Source organism: Bradyrhizobium sp. BRP19 (assembly GCF_020194195.1).
GTDB lineage: Bacteria > Pseudomonadota > Alphaproteobacteria > Rhizobiales > Xanthobacteraceae > Bradyrhizobium > Bradyrhizobium yuanmingense.
The window spans coordinates 147,432-172,116 of sequence record NZ_JADYVZ010000004.1 but is presented as its reverse complement, the minus strand read 5'-3'; the positions used below and the strand labels follow the sequence as shown (position 1 = coordinate 172,116).

At 65.0% G+C, this 24,685-nt stretch carries 21 protein-coding genes; 10 read left to right on the top strand and 11 right to left on the bottom strand.

Annotation, left to right across the window (positions count from 1 at the left end; translation table 11 throughout):
• Window positions 1-2 precede the first annotated feature (2 nt).
• A complete protein-coding gene (locus I6F36_RS15370) occupies window positions 3-1,607 on the bottom strand; it encodes a B12-binding domain-containing radical SAM protein (protein WP_036004332.1) in 1,605 nt (534 codons plus the stop codon).
• Window positions 1,608-1,963: 356 nt separating this feature from the next.
• On the opposite strand from I6F36_RS15370, the gene I6F36_RS15365 reads away from it, so the two are divergent.
• The 7 genes from I6F36_RS15365 (at window position 1,964) to soxA (ending at window position 7,996) form a co-directional block, all read left to right on the top strand.
• On the top strand, window positions 1,964-2,413 hold the full coding sequence (locus I6F36_RS15365; RefSeq protein ID WP_036004329.1) for a (2Fe-2S)-binding protein: 450 nt from the start codon (window positions 1,964-1,966) through the stop codon (window positions 2,411-2,413).
• Window positions 2,414-2,425: 12 nt separating this feature from the next.
• On the top strand, window positions 2,426-4,612 hold the full coding sequence (locus tag I6F36_RS15360) for a xanthine dehydrogenase family protein molybdopterin-binding subunit (RefSeq protein ID WP_225134181.1): 2,187 nt from the start codon (window positions 2,426-2,428) through the stop codon (window positions 4,610-4,612).
• Window positions 4,613-4,716: 104 nt separating this feature from the next.
• Window positions 4,717-5,988 (top strand): NAD(P)/FAD-dependent oxidoreductase, encoded by a 1,272-nt coding sequence (locus I6F36_RS15355; RefSeq protein WP_225171704.1) that lies wholly within the window; start codon window positions 4,717-4,719, stop codon window positions 5,986-5,988.
• The gene (soxX, locus tag I6F36_RS15350) at window positions 5,981-6,427 is read left to right on the top strand and encodes a sulfur oxidation c-type cytochrome SoxX (RefSeq protein WP_036004323.1); all 447 of its coding nucleotides are present in this window, start codon (window positions 5,981-5,983) and stop codon (window positions 6,425-6,427) included. The genes I6F36_RS15355 and soxX overlap by 8 nt, the downstream gene beginning before the upstream one ends.
• A gap of 5 nt (window positions 6,428-6,432) precedes the next feature.
• On the top strand, window positions 6,433-6,900 hold the full coding sequence (locus tag I6F36_RS15345) for a SoxY-related AACIE arm protein (protein WP_225171703.1): 468 nt from the start codon (window positions 6,433-6,435) through the stop codon (window positions 6,898-6,900).
• On the top strand, window positions 6,900-7,217 hold the full coding sequence (soxZ, locus tag I6F36_RS15340; protein ID WP_225171702.1) for a thiosulfate oxidation carrier complex protein SoxZ: 318 nt from the start codon (window positions 6,900-6,902) through the stop codon (window positions 7,215-7,217). The genes I6F36_RS15345 and soxZ overlap by 1 nt, the downstream gene beginning before the upstream one ends.
• Window positions 7,214-7,996: a sulfur oxidation c-type cytochrome SoxA gene (gene soxA, locus I6F36_RS15335; RefSeq protein ID WP_036004313.1), complete on the top strand. Its 783-nt coding sequence runs from the start codon at window positions 7,214-7,216 to the stop codon at window positions 7,994-7,996. Before soxZ ends, soxA begins: the two co-directional genes overlap by 4 nt.
• A gap of 53 nt (window positions 7,997-8,049) precedes the next feature.
• Here soxA and I6F36_RS15330 read toward each other — a convergent pair whose 3' ends face one another.
• The 3 genes from I6F36_RS15330 to I6F36_RS15320 all read right to left on the bottom strand — a co-directional run bounded on the left by I6F36_RS15330 (window position 8,050) and on the right by I6F36_RS15320 (window position 11,706).
• Complete coding sequence (locus tag I6F36_RS15330; protein WP_225127489.1) at window positions 8,050-9,717, bottom strand: regulator; 1,668 nt, start codon at window positions 9,715-9,717, stop codon at window positions 8,050-8,052.
• Window positions 9,718-9,726: 9 nt separating this feature from the next.
• The gene (locus I6F36_RS15325) at window positions 9,727-10,425 is read right to left on the bottom strand and encodes a cysteine hydrolase family protein (RefSeq protein ID WP_225171701.1); all 699 of its coding nucleotides are present in this window, start codon (window positions 10,423-10,425) and stop codon (window positions 9,727-9,729) included.
• A gap of 327 nt (window positions 10,426-10,752) precedes the next feature.
• Entirely contained in the window at window positions 10,753-11,706 is a 954-nt protein-coding gene (locus I6F36_RS15320) for a hypothetical protein (RefSeq protein ID WP_225171700.1), read from the bottom strand.
• A 163-nt stretch (window positions 11,707-11,869) separates the two neighbouring features.
• Between I6F36_RS15320 and I6F36_RS15315 the strand changes: the two genes are divergently transcribed.
• Window positions 11,870-15,346: an indolepyruvate ferredoxin oxidoreductase family protein gene (locus tag I6F36_RS15315; protein ID WP_249788982.1), complete on the top strand. Its 3,477-nt coding sequence runs from the start codon at window positions 11,870-11,872 to the stop codon at window positions 15,344-15,346.
• 56 nt (window positions 15,347-15,402) lie between these two features.
• Here I6F36_RS15315 and I6F36_RS15310 read toward each other — a convergent pair whose 3' ends face one another.
• The 3 genes from I6F36_RS15310 to I6F36_RS15300 all read right to left on the bottom strand — a co-directional run bounded on the left by I6F36_RS15310 (window position 15,403) and on the right by I6F36_RS15300 (window position 18,570).
• Window positions 15,403-16,422: a S1C family serine protease gene (locus I6F36_RS15310; RefSeq protein ID WP_225171698.1), complete on the bottom strand. Its 1,020-nt coding sequence runs from the start codon at window positions 16,420-16,422 to the stop codon at window positions 15,403-15,405.
• A gap of 92 nt (window positions 16,423-16,514) precedes the next feature.
• Window positions 16,515-16,964, bottom strand: coding sequence for a gluconate 2-dehydrogenase subunit 3 family protein (locus I6F36_RS15305; RefSeq protein ID WP_225171697.1), 450 nt, complete (start codon window positions 16,962-16,964; stop codon window positions 16,515-16,517).
• Between the two features lie 7 nt (window positions 16,965-16,971).
• Window positions 16,972-18,570 (bottom strand): GMC family oxidoreductase, encoded by a 1,599-nt coding sequence (locus I6F36_RS15300; RefSeq protein WP_225171696.1) that lies wholly within the window; start codon window positions 18,568-18,570, stop codon window positions 16,972-16,974.
• Between the two features lie 201 nt (window positions 18,571-18,771).
• Between I6F36_RS15300 and I6F36_RS15295 the strand changes: the two genes are divergently transcribed.
• Window positions 18,772-19,560, top strand: coding sequence for a thermonuclease family protein (locus I6F36_RS15295; RefSeq protein WP_225171695.1), 789 nt, complete (start codon window positions 18,772-18,774; stop codon window positions 19,558-19,560).
• 221 nt (window positions 19,561-19,781) lie between these two features.
• Here the strand turns inward: I6F36_RS15295 and cyoD are convergent, their stop codons facing one another.
• From cyoD to I6F36_RS15275, 4 genes are read right to left on the bottom strand one after another with little or no spacing between them, the layout of a single operon-like run.
• Window positions 19,782-20,168: a cytochrome o ubiquinol oxidase subunit IV gene (gene cyoD / locus I6F36_RS15290; RefSeq protein ID WP_036026014.1), complete on the bottom strand. Its 387-nt coding sequence runs from the start codon at window positions 20,166-20,168 to the stop codon at window positions 19,782-19,784.
• Window positions 20,165-20,806: a cytochrome (ubi)quinol oxidase subunit III gene (locus tag I6F36_RS15285; protein ID WP_036026017.1), complete on the bottom strand. Its 642-nt coding sequence runs from the start codon at window positions 20,804-20,806 to the stop codon at window positions 20,165-20,167. The genes cyoD and I6F36_RS15285 overlap by 4 nt, the downstream gene beginning before the upstream one ends.
• A complete protein-coding gene (cyoB, locus tag I6F36_RS15280) occupies window positions 20,806-22,806 on the bottom strand; it encodes a cytochrome o ubiquinol oxidase subunit I (protein ID WP_225171847.1) in 2,001 nt (666 codons plus the stop codon). Before cyoB ends, I6F36_RS15285 begins: the two co-directional genes overlap by 1 nt.
• Entirely contained in the window at window positions 22,796-23,629 is an 834-nt protein-coding gene (locus I6F36_RS15275) for a ubiquinol oxidase subunit II (protein ID WP_036026020.1), read from the bottom strand. The genes cyoB and I6F36_RS15275 overlap by 11 nt, the downstream gene beginning before the upstream one ends.
• A gap of 243 nt (window positions 23,630-23,872) precedes the next feature.
• Here I6F36_RS15275 and I6F36_RS15270 point away from each other — a divergent pair, with 243 nt between their 5' ends.
• The gene (locus I6F36_RS15270) at window positions 23,873-24,673 is read left to right on the top strand and encodes an SDR family NAD(P)-dependent oxidoreductase (RefSeq protein WP_036037896.1); all 801 of its coding nucleotides are present in this window, start codon (window positions 23,873-23,875) and stop codon (window positions 24,671-24,673) included.
• Window positions 24,674-24,685 lie beyond the last annotated feature (12 nt).

Genomic DNA, 24,685 nt, shown 5'->3' with positions numbered 1-24,685 from the left:
CCTCAGGCCGCCGTCACGCCGACAGCCACAGGAGAGACGGCCTCGTTGTCCAGCGCGGCCAGGCGCTGGTCGATCGCCGCGATGACCTTGCGCGAGTACGGTCCGAGATGCGCATAGGCCGCGATCATCTGCACGGCGATGCGCGCCGATGACGTGTCGCGCTTGGCGCAGTTCATGAAGGTCTGCCAGAGCGGCCCCCGCGCCTCAGGAAGCGCGGACACCACCTTGTGCACGGTCTCCATGGCTCCGAGCTTGGAGCGGATATCGCCTTCGGCAAGCTCGGAACGCTGCCTCGACCGGTCGAGCAGCGTCATCAGGCGGTCGACACGTGCTGCATAGGCCGCCGGGCTGTAGATGTGTTCCAGCACCCGCTTGTAGTCCGTCAGAATGTCGCGCAACGGGCGGACCGGATCGAAATTGATGCCCGCCGTGCACTGATCGGCGCCAATCGTCGGCGCCACGTCGTGCCCGGAATGCAGCCGGCCTTCGCGCTCCAGCCGGCGCGTGAGCTGCGTGTTGGGCAAGGCATAGAGCAGGCCGACCATGGCGACGGGGATTGCCGCCTCCTCGATGAAGTCGATCATCGCCTCCGCCATCGAGACCTTCTCGTTGTCGAAGCCAACGATGAAGCCCGCGGTGACGAGCATGCCGGCGGCGTAGATCTTGTGGATGCTCTCGGCGATGTTGCGCCGCGTGTTCTGCTTCTTGCGCATCGCGACCAGCGTCGCCGGGTCCGGACTTTCGATGCCGACGAAGATGCCGAAGAAATTGGCCGCACCCATCAGCTCCAACAGCTCCGGGTCGTCGGCGAGATTGACCGAGGCTTCCGTGGAGAATTCGAACGGATAGCCGTGCGTGCGCTGCCATTCGGCGAGCTTCGGCAGGAACTGCCGTAGCGACTTCTTGTTGCCGATGAAATTGTCGTCGACGAAGTCGAGATGGCCGCGATAGCCCATCTTGTAGAGCGTCTCGAGCTCGACGAACATCTGCTCGATCGTCTTGGTCCGCGGCACGCGCCCGTAGAGCTCGATGATGTCGCAGAACTCGCAGGTGAAGGGACAGCCGCGCGAATATTGCACACCGAGATAGAGATAGTCCTCGAACTTGAGCAGGTCGAAACGCGGCACCGGCGTCTTGGTGACGTCGGCCTGGAACTTCGGTGCGGTGAAGAGGCCGGATCGCGCGCCGCTCTCCCAGGCCGCGATGAATTCGTTCATGACGCTCTCGGCCTCGCCGAGCACCCGGAAATCGGCCCGTTCATAGATATGGGGGCTCGAGGTGGGGTCGGGTCCGCCGACCACGACCGGCTTGCCGGCAGCGCGGCAGAGCTCGATCAGACGCAAGGTGTCGGCCTGCTGGGGCAACATTCCGCCGGTGAACACGACGTCGGCCCAGGCGAGATCCTCCTCCCCGAACGGCGCGGTGTTGCAATCGATCAGCCGGACGGTCCAGCTCTCGGGCAGCATCGCGGCGACGGTGATCAGGCCCAGGGGGGCGGCCGGGCGCTTGACGCCCAGCACTTTGCAGGATTCGCCGAAGGTCCAGAAGGACTCTGCCGAGAACAGCGGGTAGAGCATCAGTACGTTGCAGGGACTCGGCACGTTCATGGAACTCCTTTTGCGTCGGCGCAGTGTACCAAAGCGCCCGCGACTTGCACCCCGGCAATAGGGACAAACTGTCGCCGCAGCGCAAGCCGCGCGGGGCCCTGGAACCGGCATTCACAGGCGGACGTCGCCTCAAGCCGCGGATTGGCGCCCTCGGAACAAGGCCTCAACCCGAATCGATTGCGAAGGGATGAGCCAAAACGGCGTCCCGGTCCATACCCAGAGCGGGGGCCAAGCGCCCTGGTCGCGCTCGGTTTGTTGATTTGAACCTCGGACTGTTGATTTGAACCGTTCCAGTTTGCCGCACACATTGCGCCCCTGAGTTCAATCGGTGGATTGGGCCAATCAGGGGACTTGCGATGGCAAACCTAACAATCAACGGAAAACCCTTCACGCTCGACGTCGAGCCGGATACGCCGCTGCTTTGGGCAATCCGCGAGAATGCCGGCCTGACCGGCACCAAATACGGTTGCGGCATTGCACAATGCGGTGCCTGCACGGTTCACCTCGATGGCGTTGCGATGCGCTCCTGCGGCATCTCGGTCAGCGAGGCCGAGGGCAAGCAGATCACCACCATCGAGGGGCTCGCCTCGGGCAATACGCTGCACAAGGTGCAGGAGGCCTGGATCGCCCAGGACGTGCCGCAATGCGGCTATTGCCAGAGCGGCATGATCATGGCGGTGGCCGCGCTCTTGAACGAGAAGCCGAAGCCGACCGACGCCGACATCGACGAGGCCATCACGAATATCTGCCGCTGCGGCACCTTCCAGCAGGTGCGCGAGGCGATCCACACGATCGCGAGCGCGTAAGGAAATCCCCACATGAACAAGCATATATCGCCGCGGCTCAACCGCCGCGCCTTCGTCATCGGCACCGCTGCGGTCGGTGCCGGCCTTGCCATCGGCCTCGACCTGCCCTTCGGCGGCCCCGCCGTGGTCCGCGCCGCCGACGGCTCGCCGGAGATCGGCGCCTGGGTCGTGGTCAGGCCCGACGACACCGTGGTGATCCGCATCGCCCGCTCGGAGATGGGCCAGGGCTCGCTGACCGGCCTCGCCCAGCTCGTTGCCGAGGAGCTCGAATGCGACTGGACCAAGGTCACGACCGAATATCCGACGCCCGGCCAGAGCGTCGCGCGCAAGCGCGTCTGGGGCGATTTCTCGACTGGCGGCAGCCGCGGCATCCGCTCCTCGCAGGACTATGTCCGCAAGGGCGGCGCCACCGCGCGCGTGATGCTGATCCAGGCCGCAGCCGACGCCTGGAAGGTGCCGGCCTCCGAATGCAGGGCCCAGAACAGCGTCATCACCCATACGCCCTCGGGCCGGACCACGACCTATGGCAAGGTCGCCGAAGCTGCGGCGAAGCTGACGCCGCCGGCGGACGTCAAGCTGAAGGATCCGAAGGACTGGAAGCTGATCGGCAAGGGCGTCAATCGGCTCGACACGGTCGACAAGACCACCGGCGCGATGATCTACGGCGTCGACGTCAAGCTGCCGGGCATGCTGAACGCTGCGATCAAGGACTGCCCGGTGTTCGGCGGCAAGCTGAAGAGCTTTGACGAAGCCAAGATCGCCAACATGAAAGGCGTCAAGAAGGTCGTCAGGGTCGGCGACACCGCCGTCGCGGTCGTCGCCGACACCTGGTGGCACGCCAAGACCGCGCTGGAAGCACTGCCGATCGTCTGGGACGAAGGCGACAACGCAAAAGTCTCCAGCGAGTCGATTGCGAAATGGCTGGCCGAGGGCCTCGACAATGCGCAGCCGGCCTATGTCGGCAACAAGAACGGCGACGCGAAGGCCGCGATTGCCGGCGCCGCCAAGAAGGTCGAGGCCGTCTACTCCTATCCCTACCAGAACCACGCCACGATGGAGCCGATGAATGCCACCGCGCTCTACACGGCGGACCGATGCGAGGTCTGGTGCGGCACGCAGAACGGCGAGGCGGCGTTTGCAGCGGTGCTGGAAGCGTCCGGCCTGCCGCCGGAGAAGTGCGACGTGCACAAGGTGATGTTAGGCGGCGGCTTCGGCCGGCGCGGCCAGACCGACTATGTCCGCCAGGCGGTTATGATCGCCAAGCAGATGCCGGGCACGCCGATCAAGCTGCTGTGGTCGCGCGAAGAGGACATGGCGCACGGCAGGTATCACCCGATCACCCAGTGCAAGATGACCGGCGCGTTCGATGCTAACAACAACCTGATCGCGCTGCACTACCGCCTGTCCGGGCAATCGATCCTGTTCTCGCTCCGCCCCGAAGCGTTGCAGAACGGCATGGATCCCGCGGCATTCCAGGGCGTCGCCCAATCCGGCGAAGCCGCATTCGGCTATTCGGTGCCGAACCTTCTGGTCGAGCATGCGATGCGCAACCCGCACGTCCCACCCGGCTTCTGGCGCGGCGTCAACGTCAATCACAACGCGATCTACATGGAATGCTTCATGGACGAGCTCGCCCATGCCGCAGGCCAGGACCCGCTCGAATTCCGTCGCAAGCTGATGGGCAACCACCCCAAGCACCTCGCGGTGCTCAATGCGGTGGCCGAGAAGATCGGCTGGACCACGCCGGCGCCGCAAGGCGTCTATCGCGGCATCGCCCAGGTGATGGGCTATGGCAGCTATGTCGCCGGCGCCGCCGAGATCTCGGTGACAGAGGGCAGCAAGATCAAGGTGCATCGCATCGTCGCCTCCACCGATCCGGGCTACGTCGTCAATCCGGCGCAGGTGGAGCGACAGGTCGCCGGCTCCTTCGTCTATGGCCTCTCCGCGCTGTTCTACGGCGGCTGCACGGTGAAGGACGGCAAGATCGAGCAGACCAACTTCGACACCTACAACTCGATGCGCATCAACGAGATGCCGAAGGTGGAGGCGGTGATGGTGCCGAGCGGCGGGTTCTGGGGTGGCGTCGGCGAGCCGACCATCGGCATCGCGGCGCCGGCGGTGCTGAACGCGTATTTCGCCGCGACCGGCAAGCGCATCCGCCATGTGCCGCTGCGCGACCAGAACATCACCTTCGCGTAAAGCATGATCCGGAGAAGTGTGGAGCTGTTGTCCGAAAAGATCATGCTCAAAGGACAAATCGCGGCGGCCGTATCGGCCGCCGCAGCATTTTCCGGACAGGTCTCATGAATGCGCCGGTGACGCGGCGGAATGCCGTCCTCGGCATCGCCGTCGCGGCTACATCGCTCGCCGCCCCTTCGATCCTGCGCGCGCAATCGGCGGGCCGCGTCGTCGTGGTCGGCGGCGGCTTCGGCGGCGCGGCTTGCGCCCGCGCGCTCGCGCGCGCCGATGCTAAATTGCAGGTCACCCTGATCGAGCCGAACCAGACCTACATCTCCTGTCCATTCAGCAACGAGGTGATCGCGGGCCTGCGCGAGATCGAGGCGCAGCAGTTCGGCTATGACAAGCTTGCCGCCGGGGGCATCAGCATCGTCATCCAGGCTGCGACGGGCATCGACACGCAAACGCGTCGTGTGACGACGGGGGATGGCACCACGTTCGGCTATGACCGCCTCGTGCTCTCGCCCGGCATCGACTTCCATTTCGAAGCCCTGCCCGGCTACGACGACGCCGCATCGGAGACGATGCCGCACGGCTGGAAGGCCGGCGCGCAAACGCTTTTGCTGCGCCGGCAATTGGAAGCGATGGCGGACGGCGGCACGATCGCCATTGCAATCCCGGCCAATCCTTCCCGGTGCCCGCCAGCGCCCTACGAGCGCGCGAGCCTGATCGCGCATTACCTGAAGTCGAGAAAGCCGCGGTCGAAAGTTCTGATCCTCGACGCCAAGGACGCGTTCTCTCAGCAGCGGCTGTTCGAGAAAGCGTGGAAGGAGCTCTATGGCGACATGATCGAGCGCGTCGCACTGTCGCAAGGCGGCCGCGTCACCTCGGTCGATCCGACGATGCGAACCATCGTCACGGAGTTCGGCAACTACACCCCTGACGTCGCCAACGTCATCCCGCCGCAGCGCGCGGGGCGCATCGCCGCCATCGCGGGCGCTGCGGACGCGACGGGCTGGTGCCCGATCGATCCCGTCACGTTCGAGTCGAAACTCGTTTCGAACGTCCACGTCATCGGCGATGCCTGCCTCGGCGGCGGCATTCCCAAATCAGCATCCGCTGCGAGCGCGCAAGGCAGGGCCTGTGCTGGCGCGATCGTGAATCTCTTTGCAGGTCGCGCGCCGGAGACGCCACGCCTGACAGGCGTCTGCTACAACGTCGTCGCGCCCGGTTACGGCTTTTCGTTGGCCGGCAACTACGAGCCCAGGGGCGACATCTTCGCCGAGGTCGAGGGCGGCGCCACCAGCCCGGTCGACGCGCCGCGCGAATTGCGCGCCCGCGAGGCGGACGAGGCCGAGCGCTGGTTTGAAACCATCACGGCGGACACCTTTGGCTAGAGCACCGATCCATATCGCAGCGCTGATCTCTGCCAGCCTCGCCTGCAGCGCGAGCGCGGACGAGCTCGTGCCCTACACAATCGTCGGCGACGGCATTCCCGCCTCGCTCACCGGCTCGCCCAGCGATGCCACGCGTGGGCGCGCGCTGGTGCTCGCACGCACGACGACCTGCATCCTCTGCCATTCCGGCCCATTTCCGGAAACGCGGTTTCAGGGCGACCTCGCGCCTGATCTTGCCGGTGCCGGGAACCGGTGGTCCGCGAGCCAGTTGCGGCTTCGACTGGTCGATGCCTCGCGCTTCAATCCGGACACCATCATGCCGTCCTATTATCGCAACGACGGCCTCGTCCGCGTCGGACGCAACTTCGCCGGCAAGCCGATCCTGTCGGCTGCGGAGATCGAGGACATCGTGGCTTTTCTTGCAACGCTTCGGGACTAGGTTTCATGCCAACCACGCGACGACAATTCTTGAACCTCGCCGGAGGCGTGACAGTCGCCGGCACGGTCCCGATCGTGACGCTGCGGCCGCTTCAAGCGACGCCGGCGATGCTCAACGCTGCGATCCGTAACCTCGTCGGCGAAGCCCAGCTTCGCAGCGGCAGGATCAGGCTCGACATTCCGTCGCTGGTCGAGAACGGCAATACGGTGCCGATAACGGTCAGCGTTGCAAGCCCGATGACGGCGGACGACCACGTCAAGAGCATCCACGTCTTCAACGAGAAGAACCCGCAGCCGAACATCGGCAATTTCTATCTTGGTCCCTCCTCCGGCCGCGCCCAGGTCTCGACCCGGATCCGGCTCGCCGACACCCAGAAGGTGGTCGCGATCGCGCGCCTGTCCGACGACACGTTCTGGCAGGTTGCCGCCGATGTCGTCGTGACGCTGGCGGCCTGCACCGAGGAGATGAACTGATGGCCGCCCTCATCAACGTTCCCTCGAAAGCCAAACGCGGCGAGATCATCGAGATCCGCACGCTGACCTCGCACATCATGGAAACAGGATTCCGCCATACCGCGGACGGCAAGCTCGTGCCGCGCGACATCATCACGAGCTTCAACTGCCGCTACAACGGCGCCGAAATCTTTCGTGCCGACCTGTTTCCGGCGATCGCGGCGAACCCATATTTGTCGTTCTTCACGGTGGCCAAGGAGAGCGGCAAGTTCGAGTTCGAGTGGATTGGCGACAACGGCTATTCGTCCACCGCATCCGCATCGATCAGGGTCGAATGATCGCTTGGCGCGCGATAGCGGCGGCGGCGATATTCCTCGTCACGGGCCCAGCCCTGCTCGCCGCAGAGATCCCGCCCGATGCGCGCCGCTCCGGCTATGCCTTCATGGGCCCGGACACCCGGGCGATGCAGGACGACGACACCGCCAATCCCGGCATGCTGTTCGTGCTCGACGGCGAGCAGCTGTGGAAGAAGAAGACCGGCAGCGCCGACAGGGCATGCGCCGATTGTCATGGCGATGCGCGCACCAGCATGAAGGGCGTCGCGGCGCGTTATCCTGCCTTCGACAAGGCCCTCGGCCGTCCCGTCACGCTCGACCAGCGCATCAATCTCTGCCGGGCCAATCATCAGCAGGCGACGCCGCTACCTTACGAGACCCGCGACCTGCTCGCATTGTCCGCCTTCGTCGCCCACCAGTCGCGTGGCAATCCGATCACGGCCGGCGACGATCCGCAACTCAAGCCGTTTGTCGACCAGGGCCGCGACCTCTTCATGCAGCGCGAAGGCCAGCTCAACCTTGCCTGCACCAACTGCCATGACGACAATTTCGACAAGCGCCTCGCGGGCGCTCCGATCACGCAAGGACAGCCGACCGGCTATCCGCTGTATCGACTGGAATGGCAGACGCTGGGCTCGCTGGAGCGACGGCTGCGCAGCTGCATGAGCGGTGTCCGCGCCCAGGCCTATGATTACGGCTCGCCCGAGCTGGTCGCGCTCGAGCTCTATCTGATGTCGCGCGCGCGCGGCCTGCCGATGGAAACGCCGGCGGTGCGGCCCTGAAACAGCAACGGCCGGACCATCCGCCCGGCCGTTCCGCAACAATGAAGCCGGGCCTACTCCGCCGGTGCGGCCGACATCTCCGGATGCGCGGCATAGTGTTCGCTGGCGCCGAGCTTGCTGGCCGCGAACAGGCCGGCGGCCATCACGGCGTAGGCCAGCGCGACCGCGGGGGTCACGCCAAAGCCGCCGCCGATGCCGACGGCCTCGCCATGCATGAAGCCGAAATAGGTCAGGATCGCCCCGACCAGCGCAAAGGCGGAGGCCTTCTCGAAATCGCGCTCGATGATGAAGACACCGATAGCGCCGAGGATGAGGCCGCCGAGGATGGAGCCGCCGCCCATCACCTCGAGGCCGTGATAGAACACGCCTTGCTGCGGCAGCGCGGCAATCGCAGCCGTTTTGACTGCGTCGGCCTTGTCCGCCGCCATCCCGCCGACGGTTGCTGCCGCAGTCATGGTCGAGGCCAGCATCGTATCGATCTGCAGCTTGGCCCACGCCGCAAGGTGCGGGGTCAGTGCCAGCACGATCGCGGGTGCATGCTTGACCGGCGTGGTCTGGAACGCCTGCGCACCGATCAGCATGCCGATATAGAGCAGGATGGGCGAGATCGCGACGACGGGCACCAGCGCCAGCAGCACCGAGATGATGCCGAACCAGGACAGCACCACCACCATGATGCCGGTCGCAGCCGAATAGCCGATTCGGCCGCCCATGGCCTTCCAGCCGGGATGGCCGATATAGACCGCGTTGATGAAAGGATTGCCCATCAGGCAGCCGATCAGGCTGACGACGCCGTCGGCGGTGAGCACGCGCGTGGTCGGATAGTCGTCGCCGGCCGCTTCCGCGCTCTCGACATTGTCCATGGCCTCGACGAGGTCGTAGATGCCGAACGGAATGGCCGTGACCAGGATGATGCCGAGGAATTCGAAGCCGGAGAAGACGTAGCCAAACGCCGGGATCGGCACCGAGAAGCCGAAATTGGCGAAGGCCGCACCGACGCCCGCGATGCTCAGGCCGCCGAGGCCGAGCCCGAACAGGTTCGAGCCCCAGGCGATGATCATGCCGGCCGCGATTGCGACGAGGCCCGCGGGAATGCCGCGCCAATACTTCACGCCGCCGAACCAGCTCACCAGGATGATGGCGAAGCAGACGAGACCGATCTGCGGCGTCATGTACATCTCTAACGCTGGCCGCATCGAGATGAAGGTGACGGAGACCCCTGCGAGCGTGCCGAGCAGCGCCGCGCGCGGCGTGATCTTGCGGATGAACGGCGCGATGAAGCCGCCGATCATCAGAATGAAGCTCTGGAAGAACACCCAGACCAGGCCCGCCGACCAGCCCTTGAGCGGATCGCCGGTCTTGAGCGTGATCGGCAGCATGATCACGAAGGTCACGATGAACATGTGCGGCACGCTGACGCCCGACGGCAGCGCGCAGACGTCGTTGCGGCCGGTCTTCTGGGCGAGGCGGTAGGCGAGATAGGCGTAGTAGAAAGTGGAGAGACACATCATCAGCCCCAGCGCGGGCAGGATGCGGCCGAACACGAGGCTATCGGGCATCTTCAGCACGAAGCGCAACAGGCCCGTGAGCACCAGCATGTTGACGAGGATGTTGGTGCCGAAGCCGAACAACGCGTTCCAGTCGCCCGATGTCCATAGCGCCGGCTTGAAGTCGGACTTGTTCAGATCAGAACTGCCGGCCGCCCCCGTCAATGTGCTCATGATATACCCCTATGTGGTCGAAACCTTCATTGCCTCCAGAACTGCGACTGAATCCGCGACCCAGCCGAAGATGCCGCCCTGGGCCTTGATCATCTTCAGGCCCATCTCGTGAAACTCGGGGAAGTAGGACGCGCAGCCGTCGGCGATGACGACGCAGCGATAGCCGCGGTCGTTGGCCTCGCGCACCGTGGTGTTGACGCACACTTCCGTGGTGACGCCGCACACGAGCAAATTCTCGATGCCGTACTTCTCCAAGACCTCGCCGAGCTCGGTCGCGTAGAACGCCCCCTTGCCGGGCTTGTCGATGACGATTTCGCTGTCGAGCGGATAGAGCTCGGGAATGATGTCGTGGCCGGCCTCGCCGCGAATGAGGATGCGGCCCATCGGACCAGGATCGCCGATGCGAAGGCTCGGCGCGCCGCGCTCGACCTTGGCCGGCGGCGCATCGGAGAGATCGGGCAGATGCCCCTCCCGCGTGTGGATGACCAGCATGCCGGTGTCGCGCGCGGCCGTCAGCACCGCGCCGATCGGCTTCACCGCACGCCCGAGCTGGCTGACGTCGTTGCCCAGGGTCTCGCCGAAACCGCCGGGCTCCATGAAGTCGCGCTGCATGTCGATGATGAGAAGCGCGGTGGCGGACCAGTCGAGCGTGATCGGCTCGGGCTCGGCGCTGACGACGCCCTTGGTCGGCTTGGCTGAGTTCAACATGACGGCCCCGCGAGAACTCTCCTGGCCGGGAGTTCTGCAAGCGCCGTGCCATTGTGTACAATTGCGGTTGAGCGCGGGTAGCGAGGGAATTTGTCGTCTGGTCAGAAGGTTACGCCGGCGATCGGCGTCTGCTTATTCCCTGTGCGACGGCTTCGCGCCGTGCATTTGCCTAAGAGATAAGCGGCTTCCTCCGTCATTCCGGGGCGACGCGCCAGCGTCGAGCCCGGAATCCATCGGGCGGCAGTGCGCGAGGTGAGATGGATTCTCTGATGCGCAATTGCGCATCATAGCTCGCGCTGCGCGCGCCCCGGAATGACGGGAGTGGGACTACCGCCCTGCCCCATACAACTGCCGATGCTCTTCCTCATACGGGGCGTAGGACTCCTTCAGCGTCGCCATGTTCAGCAGCATGGCCGCCACCATCGTGCCCGCCTTGTCGAACACGCGCGTCTTGACCCAGGCGCTTTCGGTGCGGCGGCTGCCGGAGAGCGCGACGACTTCGCGCTCGACCTCGTATTCCTCGCCCTCGAGGAGCGGACCCTTCAGCAGGCGGATCTCCTGGTCGGCGAACAGGCCGACGGCCGGGCCCTTGGCCGGCAGCGGATCGTCCTTGGAGCGGTACTGGAACAGCACGCTCAGCATCTCCATGGGGATGATGGGCTTGCCCCACGGATTATCCGCGCCCGAATAGTACGGCGAGCTTTCGGTGATGACGGCGAGCTTCTGCCTCAGCGAGAACGGATAGAGGTCGCCCATGTTCTGGTCGAACGCCATGCGCACCGACTGCCGCTTGCTGGTCTGCGCCACCTTCACATCGCGCAAGATCACGGGATCAGTGAGCGGCTTGAGCTCGCCAAGGCGCGCCTCGAGCGCCGTTGCAACCGGCAAATCGCCGACTGATGCCGTGCCGCGCAGCACCTCAGTGCCGTCGCGCTTGACCATCTGGATCTGGCACTGGCGGGTGCCGGGCAATGGCTTCGCCAGGATCGCCTGCACCTCTTCGCCCTCATAGCAGACGCTGCGGTAATGTGCTGAAAGGCAGCCTATCTCGAACCAAGCCTGCCCCCACAGCCGCTCGCCGAGCGGAGCGAACTGGCTGAAATGCGTCGGGCCCTCGATCGTGCCGCCCTTGAAGCCGAGCTTCTGCGCGGTGGCGTCGTCATGGATCGAGGCGTGCGCGTCATAGGTCTGCGCCTGCAGCATCTGGCGTGGCTGACGCCACGGCCCGATCAGGGCCTCGGCCGTCTCCGTGATCGCGGTGTCGAATGCGTTTGCAGTCATGGCGCTCTCCGCGTGCAAGCCATGACTAGCAGGAGCGCCACGGATGCGGCCAGCGATATTGACTTCGCTGGCCCATCCTTTTGACTGTCACAATTCGCATCGCGCAGCCGCGATTCCTCCCGCAGCGCAAACCTCCCGCCGGACGAAAGACGAGGACTTCCGAATGACGCTGTTGCAGGTCGAGCTGGACGACAAATACCGGCTCGAATCGAAGCGGATCTTCCTGTCCGGCACACAGGCCCTGGTCCGCCTGCCCATGTTGCAGCGCGAACGCGACCGGCTTCAGGGCCTCAACACCGGCGGCTTCATCTCGGGCTATCGTGGCTCTCCGCTCGGTATGTACGACCATGCGTTGTGGCGGGCGAAGGCGCACCTTCAGCACCACGACATCGCCTTCGTGCCCGGCCTCAACGAGGATCTGGCGGCGACCGCGGTCTGGGGCAGCCAACAGGTCGGCCTGTTTCCCGGAGCCAAGGTCGATGGCGTGTTCGGAATCTGGTACGGCAAGGGCCCGGGCGTCGACCGCTCGGTCGATGCGCTCAAGCACGCCAATGCCGCCGGCACCTCGCGCAACGGCGGCGTGCTGGCGCTCGCTGGCGACGACCACGGCTGCCAGTCCTCGACGCTGGCGCATCAGAGCGAGCAGGTGTTCGCGGCGGCGCTGATTCCCGTGATCAATCCTGCCACGCTCCAGGACTATCTCGACCTCGGCCTCTACGGTTTTGCACTGTCGCGCTTCTCGGGCTGCTGGGTCGGCTTCAAGGCGATCAGCGAGACTGTGGAGAGCTCCGCGTCGATCTATAGCGACCCTGAACGCATCCAGATCGTGGTGCCCGACGATTTCGAGATGCCGCCCGGCGGCGTCAACATCCGCTGGCCCGATCCGCCGCTCGAGGCTGAGAAGCGCCTGTTCGGCCCCAAGATGGCCGCGGTGCAGGCCTTCGCCCGCGCCAACCAGCTCGACCGCATGGTGCTCGATTCCAAGCCTGCGCGGCTCGGCATCGTCGCGACTGGAAAAGCCTATCTCGACCTGCGCCAGGCGCTCGTTGATCTCGGCATCACCGACAAGGACGCGCAGGACCTGGGCCTTCGCATCTACAAGGTTGCCTTGACCTGGCCGCTGGAGGAAAGCGGCGCGAAACGTTTCGCTGAAGGTCTTCAGGACGTGCTGGTGGTCGAGGAGAAGCGCGGCTTCATCGAAGACCAGCTGATGCGGATCCTCTACAACGTCGATGCCTCAAAGCGCCCGACCGTCACCGGCAAGCGCGATGAGCGCGGCGCACCGCTGTTGCCGAGCGAGGGCGAGCTGACGCCGACCATCGTCGCTGGCGCGCTGGTGGCGCGCTTGCGCAAGCTCGGCCATCACAGTCCCGTGCTGGAGCAGCGCCTCGCCAGGCTCGAGGCCTTCGACAACCCGGTGACGACCAGCACGCCGATCAAGCTCGCGCGCACGCCGTTCTTCTGCTCGGGCTGCCCGCACAACACCTCGACGCGGGTGCCCGAGGGCAGCCGCGCCATGGCCGGCATCGGCTGCCACGGCATGGCGCTGAGCATGCCGACCCGCCGCACGGATCTGATCTCGCATATGGGCGCCGAGGGCGTGAACTGGATCGGCCAGTCGCCCTTCACGAACGAGAATCACATCTTCCAGAATCTCGGCGACGGCACCTACACGCATTCCGGCCTGCTCGCCCTTCGTGCGGCTTCGGCCGCCGGCATCAACATCACCTACAAGATCCTCTACAACGACGCCGTGGCGATGACCGGCGGCCAGCCCGCCGAAGGCGCCTTCAACGTCGCGCAGATCGCCCATCAAGTCTGGGCCGAAGGCGTCAAGCGGCTTGCGATCGTCTCCGACGATCCCACAAAGTATCCGCAAGGCGGATACTTCCCGCAAGGCGCGACCATCCACCACCGCCGCGAGCTCGATGCCGTGCAGCGCGAGCTGCGCGATATCAAGGGCCTAACGGTCATCATCTACGACCAGACCTGCGCCGCCGAGAAGCGCCGCCGCCGTAAGCGCGGGCTCTATCCCGATCCCGCCAAGCGCGCCTTCATCAACGAGCTCGTTTGCGAAGGTTGCGGCGATTGCTCGCAGGCCTCGAACTGCGTCTCGGTGCAGCCGCTGGAGACCGAATTCGGCCGCAAGCGCCAGATCGACCAGTCGAACTGCAACAAGGACTTTTCCTGCGTCGAGGGCTTTTGCCCGAGCTTCGTCACCGTCCATGGCGGCTCGCTGAAGCGGATGAAGACCTCGGCTGTGGATTCCGGCCAGCTGTTCGCGGATCTGCCGCTGCCGCCGGCGCGTGAGCTGGACGGGCCCTACAACATCCTCGTCACCGGCATCGGCGGCACCGGCGTCATCACCATCGGTGCCCTGCTCGGCATGGCTGCCCATGTCGACGGCCGCGGCTGCTCGGCGCTCGACTTCACCGGCCTGTCGCAGAAGAACGGCGCGGTGATGAGCCATGTCCGCATCGCCCCAAAGCCGGAGGACATCTCCGCCGTCCGCATCACCACGGGCGGCGCCGACGTCATCCTCGGCTGCGACATGATCGTTTCCGCGGGCTCGACGGCGCTGAGCCGCGCCGAGCGCGGTGTGACCAAGGCCTACATCAACGCTGATCTGCAGCCGACCGCGAGCTTCGTGCAAAACCCCGATCTCGATTTCGAGATGGGCGCGATGCAGACCGTGCTCCGCGACGCTATCGGCGACAACAACCTCGACATCATCGACGCGACAGGCATTGCCGCGGCACTGATGGGCGATTCCATCGCGACCAACCCCTTCATGCTCGGCTTTGCGTTCCAGAAGGGCGCGATCCCGCTGTCGCTGGAAGCCCTGCTTCGCGCCATCGAGATCAACGGCGCCGCGATCGAGATGAACAAGCTCGCCTTCACCTGGGGCCGGCTCGCTGCCCACGACATGTCGCGCGTGCGCAGCGTGCTCCAGTTCAAGGCAAGAGCGTCCGCGCCTGCGAAATCGCTCGACGATATCATCGCGACGCGCGCCGAATTCCTGACCTTCTATCAGGACAAGGCCTATGCCGACCGCTACCTCGCAGCCGTCGCGAAGGTGCGCAAGGCGGAGAGCGCGGCTTTGCCCGGGTCAACCGAGCTCACCGAAGCGGTCGCAAAGAACCTGTTCAAGCTGATGTCCTACAAGGACGAATATGAGGTCGCCCGGCTCTACACCGACGGCAGCTTCGCCAAGAAAGTGTCTGAGAAGTTCGACGGCGATTTCACGCTGAAGTACCATTTGGCGCCGCCGATCTTCGCCAAGCGCGACAAGACGACCGGACACCTGCAGAAGCAGGAGTTCGGGAGCTGGATGTTCCACGCCTTCCGCCTGCTCGCCAGGCTCAAGTTCCTGCGCGGCAGCGTGTTCGATCCGTTCGGCCGCACCGAGGAGCGCCGGACTGAGCGGAAATTGATCGCGGATTATCTGGCGATGATCGACCAGCGGATCACAGGGCTGAAGCCGGATCAAATCCCGCTGCTGGCAAGGCTTGCGCGCGTGCCGGAGACCATCCGCGGCTTCGGCCACGTCAAGGAGGCCAACATCAGGCTGGCGGCGGCCGAGACGGCGCGGCTGGAAGCGGAGCTGGAGAACAGCCGCTTTGCCGCCGCGGCGGAGTAGAGGCTAGGCGCCAGCCCCTCTCCGCGTCAGCCACACACTCGCTGTCATCGCCCGGTTCAGCGCGCCGGCTTGCGCTCGATCGGGTCGATGTCGATCGCCCGGAGGCGGCCGAGGCGCAGCACGTCCATGGGTAGCCGGCGGCCGATCCGGTCGCGGTCGAGCACGCGGATCAGATCGTCGACGCCATTGATCTCGACGCCGTCGAGCCTGATCACGACGTCGCCGGGCAACAGGCCTGCCTTCGCCGCTGGTCCATCCGGCTCGATCTGCATCAGAAGCGCGCCCATCTTGTTCTCGACGCCGGCCAGCACCGCGTGCCGCCGCGGGACCGGCGCGGTCTGCCCGGCGACACCGATATAGGCGCGGCGGACATAGCCGTGGCGGATGATCTCCGACAGCACGAATTGCGCGGTGTTGCTGGCGACCGCAAAACAGATTCCTTGCGCGCCATTGATGATCGCGGTGTTGATGCCGATCACCTCGGCATGCGACGACACCAGCGGCCCGCCGGAATTGCCGGGATTGAGGGCGGCATCGGTCTGGATCACGTCCTCGATGGTGCGCCCGCTCACCGAGCGGATCGAGCGGCCGAGCGCCGAGACCACGCCGGCCGTCACGGTCGATTCGAAGCCGAGCGGATTGCCGATCGCGATCACGAGCTGGCCGCGCCGCAGGCTCTTGGAATTGCCGAGCGCAGCATAGGGCAAGTGCCGCACGCCATTGGCGCGCAGCAGCGCCAGATCCGTGTCGGGATCGACGCCGAGCACCTGGGCGTCGCCGACATGGCCTTCGACGTCGCGCAGCCGGATCTCCTTCGACGTGCCGACGACATGGCTGTTGGTGAGCACGAGCCCATCCGGCGAGATCACGATGCCAGAGCCGAGCCCGCCGCGCTCGCGACCGTTCGGCACCTTGGGGCCGGTCTCGACGCGCACGACCGCAGGGCCGACGCGATCGGTGACGTCGATCACAGCATTGGAATAGGCGTCCAGCAGCGCCCGGTCATCGGCCGGGCCAGGCGCCGTCGTCCGCGATGACGGTGCGTCATCGGCGATATCTGAGGTGAAGTCCAACATGGCAAGAGTCCTCGAAGGCTCACACAGATGGTGGCCTGCTCCCGGAGGCGCAAGTGGCCCGCCTGGAGCGCAGGGCCGGACTGCCCAGATGGCTAGGGCGCCCGCCGCAGCGCGCCGCCTCTCGCCTTGACCGGATCGAGCAGCGACCAGTCCCCCTCTGGGAGCACATGGCCCTTGGGGAAAGGCGCGCGCAGCTCGAGCCCCAGCGAGCCCAGCACGCGGTCGTCGCGGTAATAGCATTGCAGCACGACACGGACGAGGGTTGCGGCGGCGGCACCGCCGTTCTTCCGAAACTCGTGCACCACCGCGTCGCGTCTGGCGGCATCGAGCTCGGCGAGCGGGCCCCCGGCGAGCCGCGCCAGGTGATCCAGCGCCGCCGCCACCAATTTGGTATCGCGACCGAGCGTTGCCAGCATGTCGGCCTGGATCGCGGGATCGTCGGCGCCCGGCACCTTGTACTCGTCGCTGGCCGGAATGATCATCGCGGCGATAGCGCGGAGATCGTCGCGTTGCCTGCGTGTCAGTTGGTTGTCTGCGGACATCACAGCCTCAATCGAACAGATTGGCGAGGCGCTGCTTCATCTGGTCGGCGATGTAGAGCGCGAGGGCCTGGATGGTGGAGGTCGGGTTCACGCCGCCCGAGGTGACGAAGATGCTGCCGTCGACAATGAAGAGGTTCTTCACATCGTGCGAGCGGCCCCATTCGTTGACAACGGAACGGTCGGGGTCGGTGCCCATGCGCGCGGTGCCGAGCAGGTGCCAGCCGCCCCAGGGGATCGGCGAGTTGACGCAGATGTCGGTCGCGCCGGCAGTCTCGAGGAACTCGCGGCCGCGCGCCAGCGCGTGCTCCATCATCTTCCGGCTGTTCTCGCTGATGGTGTAGTCGACCTTCGGCGCGGGAATGCCGTGACTGTCCTTCAGCACCGGATCGAGCGTGACACGATTGTGCTCCTCCGGCAGATCCTCGCAAATCGCGGAGAAACCTAAGCGATGGCCGTTGAGCCTGCGGAACACGCGGTGGTGATCCTCGCCCCACGGCAAGATGCCCTTCTGCTCGCTGACTACGGCTTCGAACACCGGCCCGGCCCCGCGCACGAACTGCACGCCATAGCCGCGCACGAAGCCGCGCGACAGGTCGGTGTCGTACCATTGCTTGCTCCACAGGCAGGTCGGCGGCGCGCGGTTTGAGTCAGTCGGCTCCTTCACATAGCCGTAGATCTGCGCATAGGGATGGAACATCAGGTTCTTGCCGACGAGGCCCGACGAATTGGCGAGACCGTTGGGGAAGCGGCCCGATGCCGAGTTGAGCAGCAGCCGCGGCGTGCCGACGCCGTTGCAGGCGATGACGACGACATGCGCGGGCTGAAACTGCTCGATGCCGTCCTTGTCGTAATAGACCACGCCCGAGGCCATGCCGTTCTCGTCGGTGGTGATCTCGCGCACCCGGCAATGCGTGCGCAGCACGACGCCGGCACGAATCGCATGCGGCCAATAGGTGATGTCGGTGGAGGATTTTGCGCCTTGCGCGCAGGCCGGCGTGCAATGCCCGAGATTGATGCAGCGCGCCCGGCCCTCGTAGTCCATCGTCGCGACCGTGGTGTCCGACGGCCACCAGTGCCAGCCGAGCTTGTTCATGGCCTTGGCGATGATGGCGCCGGACAGGCCCATCGGCTGCTGCGGCATCGGCGGATGCGTCAGCGGCGACAGCGGATCGCCCGATAGCCCCGACGTGCCCATCATGCGGTCGTTCTCTTCGAAGAACGGAGTCAATGCCTCGTAGTCGATCGGCCAGTCGTCGGCGACGCCGTCGAGCGTCTTCACCTTGAAATCGGAGGGATGCAGCCGCGGCCAGTGCGCGGTGTACATCACGGTCGAGCCGCCGACCGCGTTGTAGTTCACGACCTTGATCGGAGAGTTGTCGTCGTTGATCGGGTAGTCCTCGGGCCGGCCGCGCACGTTCGGGCTCGACGACCATTCGCCGTAGAACTTGGCCTCCCAGTCGCGGCCCGTGCTGGGATATTCCGCCGGGTTCATCCAGCCGCCCTGCTCCAGGCAGAGGATGTGCATCTTGGTCTCGGCCAGCGACCACGCCACCGCCGCGCCCGAAGCGCCGGCGCCGATGATCAGGACATCCACAGGGTCTTTCATCGCAACCTTGTCCTCCCCCTCGCCGCTTACCGGGCGATTCGGCCTTGCGCGGTCAGCGAGGCCGGCGAAACGATACGGGCAGAGCGACGGCGGAGTAAAGCGGCGGGGCCGGAATGTCGCACTTCGCGAGGCGCAGACCATTGGTCTCGCCACATCCGGATGCTAGGAACGGGGCGCACGAGCCATCGATAGCGAGACCGTATGTCCTTCCAGAAAATCTTTGCAGCCGCCCGCGCTTTTGCGCTCGTTTCGTTTCTCGCCTTGTCCGGATTTCTGGCCTCGTCCGGACCAGTTTCCGCGCTGACCGGCGCCGCGACGGCCCGTGACGGCAACTCGGTCCAGCTCGGCGACGTCACCTACCGGCTCGACGGCGTCGACGCGCCGGAGCTCGACCAGGTCTGCATCGACAATAAAGCCGATGCCTGGACCTGCGGCATCGAGGCCCGCGACCAGCTCGCGAAGCTCATCAACAAACGAACGGTGCGCTGCGACGATGTCGGACCCGAGAAGAGCTTTGGCAAGCGGCACCGCGCCATCTGCACGGCAGAAGGCGACAAGGCCAGCCTGAACGAGCAGCTGATCAAGCTCGGCTTTGCCCTCGCACGCGAGCCGATCAAGGCCAACGTCAAGCCCGCAGCCACCGAGGCCAAGACGACGGCGGCGGGGATCTGGAAGGGCTGTTTTGTTGCACCGCAAGATTTCCGCAGCGGCAAGAAGGACGGCGCGCTGCTGGGCACCGCCTGCCGCCCGGACCGCGACAAGGAAATCCGCGCCGTGCTGTTTCCGGAGGAGCTGACCATGCCCCCCAACTGCAGCATCAAGGGCAAGCTCGCGGTGCGCGCCCGCGTCACCGGCAATATCGGCATCTACCATCTGCGGGGATGCCCGAGCTATCCCGCGACCACGACACCGGATCGCTGGTTCTGCTCGGAGGACGACGCCCAGGCGGCCGGCTTCCGCAAGGCCTACAATTGCCGCCGGCCAAGGTGAGCAAGCTCCCTCACGCACCCGTGAGTGGTAATCCGAGACCGTATTGATCCGGAATTGAACTTCGTCGGCGGTTGCTGCATTTGTATGCCAACGCAAGCGCCCTTGCGCGAGCGTTTCCTTGGCAGCAATCCGGCTCCGGCCGATTGTCTTTGCTTGGGCGTTTCCTCCCTAGACTTGGGCCGCTTGTCACTAGCAAGCGGCTCTCTCTTTTTGCGCGGCTGTCACTGCATCCGCATGATCTGGTCCATCGGCGGCATGTTGGCGTTGAGATTCGCCATGATCCAGACCGTGCCGCCGACCACCAGGAACACCACCAGCAGCCCGAAGGCGAGCGCCAGCACGTTGTTGGTGTTGTCGGGGCCGGTAGTGATGTGCAGGAAGAACACCAGATGCACGCCCATCTGTGCGATCGCGAGCACGATCAGCGCGACGGGAATCGAGGGCTGCCAGACCAGGTCCGTGCCGGCGATGAAGAACGACGTCGCCGTGAGCAGCAGCGCGAGCACGAGCCCGACGACGTAACCGAGGATCCTTGCGCCGACGCTATGCTCTTCTTCCTCGCCCGGCGCGAGGTCGCGTTTGACCATCCCATGCGTCTGCTCACTCATGGCGCGCTCCCGAGCAGGTAAACGACGGAGAACACTGCGACCCAGACGATGTCGAGCGCGTGCCAGAACAGCGCAAAGCACGTCATCCGGCGCAAGATGTCTGCGCGAAAGCCCTTGGCGAACACCTGGGCCATCATGGTGAGAAGCCACAGCACGCCGGCGGAGACGTGAAGGCCATGGCAGCCGACCAGCGAGAAGAACGCGGTCAGGAACGCACTGCGTGACGGGCCATAGCCGCGCGCGATGAGGTCGGCAAATTCGCGAAACTCGAGAACGAGGAATATCAGCCCGAGCACGCAGGTCACGGTCATGCTAAGATAAAACCAGAACCGGTTGCGCACGTCGGCGGCGATGCTGGCCATGCCGCAGGTGAAGCTCGACAACAGCAGGCAGACCGTCTCGATCGCCACGTTCCTCTGCTCGAAGATCTCCGCGCCCTTGGGGCCGCCGGCGGTCTGGCCTGACAGCACCGCATAGGCCGCGAAGAAGCAGGAGAACATCACGATGTCGGAGAGCAGGAAGATCCAGAAGCCGTAGGCGGTCACGATCCGCTTCGGCGCGGGGCCGGGATGCTCGATGACGAGGCCGATATGATGGGGATCGGCATGCGCGTGGCCTGCGGTCGCGGTCATCGCCATCAGACTGCTCCCGCCATGCTGACGAGGTTGCGCCGTTCCTCGATGTTGCTGCGGTCGATGCGGGCGACCTCCTCGGCCGGGATGACGTATTCGTCATGGTCGCGCCAGGCGAACACGACGAAGGTCGCCCAAGCGCCCAAGCCGCCCAGGATCACCATCCACCAGATGTGCCAGATCAGCGCGAATCCCATGATGGTGGCGAAGAAGGCACAGACGAATCCGGTCGGGGAATTCCGGGGCATCTCGATATCCTGATAATCCGGCGTCTCATGCGCGAGCGATTGCTGCTTCGCGCGCGCCTTCATGTCCCAATAGGCGTCCTCGCCGCGCACATCGGGATTGAAGGCGAAGTTGAACACCGGCGGCGGCGACGAGGTTGCCCATTCCAGCGAGCGCCCGTCCCAGGGATCGCCGGTGCGATCGCGCAACGCCTCGCGATTGCGGATGCTGACGACGAGCTGCACGATCTGGCAGATCACCCCGATCGTCAGCACCGCCACACCGACCGCCGCAACGATCATCCAGGGCCGCCAGGCCGCGACGTCGTAGTGCTGCATCCGCCGCGTCATGCCCAGCATGCCGGCAATGTAGAGCGGCATGAAGGTGATGAAGAATCCGACGAAGGTGAACCAGAATCCAGCCTTGCCCCAGCGTTCGTCGAGACGGAACCCGAACGCCTTCGGGAACCAGTACTCGAAGCCGGCAAAAACGCCGAACAGCACGCCGCCGATGATCACGTTGTGGAAGTGCGCCACCAGGAACATGCTGTTGTGGAGGATGAAGTCGGCCGGCGGCACCGCGAGCAGCACGCCGGTCAGTCCGCCGATGAGGAACGTCACCATGAAGCCGACCGACCACAACATCGGTGTCGCAAAACGGATGCGGCCGCCATACATTGTGAACAGCCAATTGTAGATCTTCACGCCGGTCGGTATCGCAATGATCATGCTGGCGATGCCGAAGATGGCATTGACGTTGGGACCTGCGCCCATCGTGAAGAAGTGGTGCAGCCAGACCATGAAGGAGACGACACAGATCGCCATGGTCGCGAGCACCATGGAGCGGTAGCCGAACAGCGCCTTGCCGGAGAAGGTCGAGACCACCTCGGAGAAGATGCCGAAGGCGGGCAGCACCAGGATGTAGACCTCGGGATGGCCCCAGGCCCAGATCAGGTTCATGAACATCATGACGTTGCCGCCGGCCTCGTTGGTGAAGAAGTGGAAGCCGAGATAGCGGTCGAGCAGCAGCATCGCCAGCGTCGCGGTAAGGATCGGGAACGCCGCGACGATGAGGAGGTTCGAGGCCAGCGTGGTCCAGCAGAACATCGGCATGCGCAGGTAGTTCATGCCCTTGGTGCGCAGCTTCAGCACGGTGGTGACGAGATTGATGCCGGCCACCAGCGTGCCGACGCCGGAGATCTGCAGCGACCAGGCGTAATAGTCGACGCCGACGCCGGGCGAATAGGACAGTTCCGACAGCGGCGGAAAGGCGAGCCAGCCGGTGCGCGCGAATTCGCCGACCACGAGCGAGATATTGACCAAGAGCGCACCCGTCGCCGTCAGCCAGAAGCCGACCGAATTGAGCGTCGGGAAGGCGACGTCGCGCACGCCGAGCTGGAGCGGTACGATGAGGTTCATCAGCCCGATCACGAACGGCATCGCCACGAAGAAGATCATGATGGTGCCGTGCGCGGAGAAGATCTGGTTGTAGTGCTCCGGCGGCAGATAGCCCTGCGACTGATACGCCACAGCCTGCTGGATCCGCATCATGATGGCGTCGCTGCCGCCGCGCAGCAGCATGACCGAGGCGAGCAGGATGTACATGACACCGATGCGCTTGTGGTCGACGCTGGTGATCCATTCGTGCCAGAGATAGGGCAGATGTCCCTTCACCACGACCCAGCCCAGCACGCCGAGGATCGCGACCAGCACCACCGCGCCGGCGACGAGCGGAATCGGCTGGTCCAGCGGGATGGCCGACCAATCGAGCTTACCGAGCATCATGGCCTCCACTGTGCGACCGGCCTGCTTCGGACGCGAGGGCCGGCCCGGGCCCCGGCGGAATATGCTGGGTCGCGATCAAATCGAACAGGCGCGGATCGTCGAGGCGGTAGACCGGCCTGCCCTTCTCAATGCCCTGCTGCATCAGCTTCTTGTAGCTGTCCTCGTTCAGCACCGCGTCCGTCTTAGCCGTGTTCGCCACCCAGTCCGGGAAGGCGAGCGGCGAGATCACGTTGACGTCGAACATCATGTCCGGGAAACCGTCGCCGGAGAAATGCGCGGACAGACCCTGAAGCTTGCCTTCGTTGTCGGCGCGCAGGTTCAGCTTCGTCACCATGCCGTTCATGGTGTAGATCATGCTGCCGAGCTGCGGGATGAAGAACGTGTTCATCACGCTCGATGACGTCAGCTGGAAATTCAGCTCGGCGCCGGCCGGCACCGTCAGCGTGTTGACGGTGGCGATGCGCTGGTCCGGATAGATGAACAGCCATTTCCAGTCGAGCGAGACCGCCTGGATCCGCACTGGGCTGCCGGTGCCCGGAACGGGCGCGGCGGGATCGAGCTGGTGCGAGCCGATCCAGGCGACGCCGCCGAGCAGGATCACGGTGAGCGCCGGAATAGACCACACCACCATCTCGACGCGGCCGGAATAGACGAACTCCGGCTGGTAGCGCGCCCTCGGATTCGAGGCGCGAAACCAGAACGCGAAAGCCAGAATCGCGAAAATGGTCGGCACCACGATCACGAGCATGATGAAGACCGAATCGACCAAAATAGTTCTATTGGCCGCAGCCACGGGCCCTTGCGGATCGAGCAGATTCATCGGCAAGCCACTGGTGGTTGGGAAGCCCCGAGACTGAGCCTAGCGCGGGAAAGGCTCCGCGACAAACGCTGCGAGGCCGGAACGGTTCCTGGACCGCAACGGCCAGCCATGCGCGATGGACCGGCTGCCACATGCAATTCCGTGCGATGTCAATGACATGAACGCGGAAAGCGCGCTCTTCTCTCCCAGGAGCGCGATTGCTAGTCTGCACGAAAATAATGACAAGGACGGGAGTGAACCGAGATGCGCTTGAAGGACAAGGTCGCGATCGTCGTCGGAGCCGGGCAAAGCCCCGGCGAAGGCATGGGCAACGGCCGCGCCACCGCGCTCACCTTCGCGCGCGAGGGCGCCAAGGTCTTGTGTGTCGACCACCATCTGGAATCGGCGCAGGAGACGGTCACGATGATCACCGCGAAAGGCGGCACGGCGGCGGCCTTCAAGGCTGACGTGACCAAGGCTGCGGACATCAAGGCGATGGTTGCGGACGCGCAATCGCGCTGGGAACGTATCGACGTGCTGCACAACAATGTCGGCGTCAGCCTCGCCGGTGGCGATGCCGAGCTGCTGCAAATAACCGAGGAGGCATTCGATCGCGTCGTCGCCATCAATCTGAAGAGCTGCATCCTCGCCGCGAAGGAAGTGATCCCGATCATGCGCGCGCAGAGAAGCGGCGCCATCATCAACATCTCGTCGATGGCCGCGATCACCACCTATCCTTACGTCGCCTACAAGGCGACGAAGTCGGCGATGATCGCCTTCACCGAACAGCTCGCCTACCAGAACGCCGAATACGGCATCCGCGCCAACGTCATCCTGCCCGGCCTGATGAACACGCCGATGGCCGTCGACACCCGCGCCCGCGAATGGCACAAGACCCGCGCCGAGGTCGAAGCCGAACGCGACAGCAAGGTGCCGCTGCGCAGAAAGATGGGTACGGGCTGGGACGTCGCCAACGCCGCGCTGTTCCTGGCGAGCGACGAGGCGAATTTCATCACGGGCGTGACGCTGCCGGTGGATGGCGGTGCGAGCGTGAGGCGAGGATGAGGTGCTCTTCTT